This is a genomic window from Vicinamibacterales bacterium (genome assembly GCA_041659285.1).
GTDB lineage: Bacteria > Acidobacteriota > Vicinamibacteria > Vicinamibacterales > UBA2999 > 12-FULL-67-14b.
This window is the reverse complement of sequence record JBAZYO010000047.1, coordinates 1-2600: the sequence shown is the minus strand read 5'-3', so window position 1 is coordinate 2600 and position 2600 is coordinate 1. Positions and strand designations below refer to the sequence as shown.

Below are 2600 nucleotides of genomic sequence, written 5' to 3'. Positions count from 1 at the left end.
GTCAGCCAGGACCTCTTGTGCTTTTTCGCATGACGCTTCGAGCATGAAGTCGGTACGCGTCTTGCCGGCGATTTCGGCTGCCTGGTCGATCAGCGCCCGCTTCGTTGCAGGCGCTCGAAGGTTTATGGTGGTTTCGCGCGGGGCGTTGTTCACGGAAGGGTCCAATTCATGCGTGTGCGGACAGTGTATACACAGAATCGTGTCAACACAACGTATACACACCGGGCAATTCAGCCGCGGGTGGGGGCTACAGCTGTGAATTCAACTAGTTAGCGTCGGTTGGGTGACCACAGGTGACAAAAAAATAGCGCCGCATTTGCGGCGCTATTTCGTTGGGCGGCGACTAGCGGCTCGGCCGATACGGCGATCAGCTATTCGGCTGAAACCACCTGACCAATTGCCTCACCCATCAAACCCATCCGGATTCTCGCACTGCCAGCGCCAGGCATCCCTGCACATCGCATCCAGATCCAGCTCCGCCGTCCAACCCAGTTCTCGCGACGCGAGCGAGGGGTCGGCCCAGACCGCGGCAACATCCCCATCCCGCCTCCCAACAATCTCGTACGGTACCGCCTTCCCGCACACCCGCTCGAAAGTACTTATCAGCTCCAGCACGCTGGCGCCGCGCCCGGTGCCCAGGTTGACCGTCAGACTGCGATCGCGATTGGCCAGATACTCCAGCGCCGACACATGGGCGCGAGCCAGATCCACCACGTGCAGGTAATCGCGTATGCCCGTGCCGTCGGGTGTCGGCCAGTCGCCACCGTAGACCTTCAGCTGACAACGGCGGCCGGCAGCCACCTGGCAGACCAGCGGCATCAGGTTGTTTGGTATTCCGCGAGGATCCTCGCCGATACGTCCGCTGGGATGCGCGCCGACCGGATTGAAATAACGCAGGCTGGCGTAGCGAAACTTCGCGTCGGCGCGGGCAACGTCGCCCAGCATTTCCTCGACCACCAGCTTGCTGCGTCCGTACGGGTTCGCGACCCGCAAAGGCGCTGTCTCATTGACCGGCACCGAGTCCGGCGCGCCATACACGGTGCAGGACGAGCTGAAGATCAGCTTGTTGACGCCGGTCGCCCGCATCGCCCGCAACAGGGAAACGCTGCCACAAATGTTGTTGGCGAAGTATTCCAGCGGCTGCTCGCATGACTCACCTACCGCTTTCAGCGCTGCGAAGTGAATCACTGCATCGCAGCGGTGTTCTGCAAGCACTCGAGTGACGGCCGCTTCATCACGCACGTCGAGCTCGTGGCACGGCAAGCGACAACCCGCCAGATCCTCGAGACGCGGCACCACCTTACGCGAGCTGTTGGCGAAGGAGTCGACGATCACCACCTCGTGTCCGCGTGCGACCAACTCCAGGCAAGTGTGGCTCCCGATGTACCCTGCCCCGCCAGTAACCAGCACTTTCACGGTTGCGGGCCCGGCACTGCGTGCGCCGTCTGAAACTCAACGTAGGTTCGCTCGATACCCTCACGCAATGGAATGCGCGGACTCCAACCCAACTTGCTCAAGCGCGAAACATCCATCAGCTTGCGCGGCGTGCCGTCCGGCTTGCTCGGATCGGTGACGATGCTGCCCGTGTACCCCACCGCTTGCGCCACCATCTCCGCCAGCTCGCGGATGGTCAGGTCCTCGCCGCTGCCGACGTTGATGAACTGTTCGTCCGAATAGTTCTTCATCAGGAACACGGCTGCCGCCGCCAGGTCGTCCACGTGGAGAAACTCACGTCGCGGCGTGCCAGTGCCCCAGATCACGACCTCACGGGCACCCTGCTCTTTCGCTTCATGGAATTTGCGGATCAGCGCCGGCAGCACATGCGATGTCTTCAGGTCGAAGTTGTCGCCCGGGCCGTACAGATTGGTCGGCATCAGGCTGATCGCGTCGAAGCCATACTGGCGGCGGTAGGCCTGGCACATCTTGATGCCGGCAATCTTGGCGATTGCGTACCACTCGTTGGTCGGCTCCAGCGGGCCGGTCAACAGCGACTCTTCCTTCAGCGGTTGCGGCGCCAGCTTGGGATAGATGCACGACGAACCGAGGAAGCAGAGCTTGCGCACCCCATGTCGCCACGCGCTATGGATCACGTTGGTTTGAATGGCCAGGTTATCGCGCAGGAATTCCGCGGGATAACTGTCGTTGGCGAGAATGCCGCCGACCTTGGCCGCCGCCAGGAATACGTACTCAGGTTTGTCGCTGGCGAAGAAGGCCTCTACGGCCGCCTGATCGGTCAGGTCCAGCTCCTGCCGTGGGCGCAGGATCAGGCGCTGGGCGCCCTCGGCCTGCAACTGGCGCACGATCGCCGACCCGACGAGGCCGCGGTGGCCGGCGACAAAGATACTGGCGTCGCGCAATCGCATCGGTTCACTCATGATTTTTCGGCGCCCTGTAGCCGGCTTCGGTCACCAACGCATCGCGCCTGGCCAACGACAAATCGGCGGCCATCATCTCGGCGACCAACTCTTCGAACGTCGTCGTCGGCACCCAGCCTAGTTTCTCCCGAGCTTTGCGCGGATCGCCGAGCAGCGTCTCCACTTCGGCCGGCCGGAAGTAGCGCGGATCGATGGCGGTAATGCATTGGCCGGCCTTCATCGCCG

The 2600-nt window shown here is 62.5% G+C and carries 3 protein-coding genes; all 3 read right to left on the bottom strand.

The annotated features are described in order from the left end of the window. Nucleotides 1-402 precede the first annotated feature (402 nt). Nucleotides 403-1410: a UDP-glucose 4-epimerase GalE gene (galE, locus tag WC815_24315; GenBank protein MFA5911915.1), complete on the bottom strand. Its 1008-nt coding sequence runs from the start codon at nucleotides 1408-1410 to the stop codon at nucleotides 403-405. 2 nt (nucleotides 1411-1412) lie between these two features. Further along, nucleotides 1413-2363 (bottom strand): GDP-L-fucose synthase, encoded by a 951-nt coding sequence (locus WC815_24310; GenBank protein MFA5911914.1) that lies wholly within the window; start codon nucleotides 2361-2363, stop codon nucleotides 1413-1415. A gap of 4 nt (nucleotides 2364-2367) precedes the next feature. After that, nucleotides 2368-2600 (bottom strand): GDP-mannose 4,6-dehydratase (locus WC815_24305; GenBank protein MFA5911913.1); only part of this gene is annotated, 233 nt, incomplete at its 5' end.

Excerpts from the sequence above, each read along its gene's own strand:
- WC815_24310 (MFA5911914.1), bottom strand. The coding sequence starts at position 2,363 with ATGCGATTGCGCGACGCCAGTATCTTTGTCGCCGGCCACCGCGGCCTC.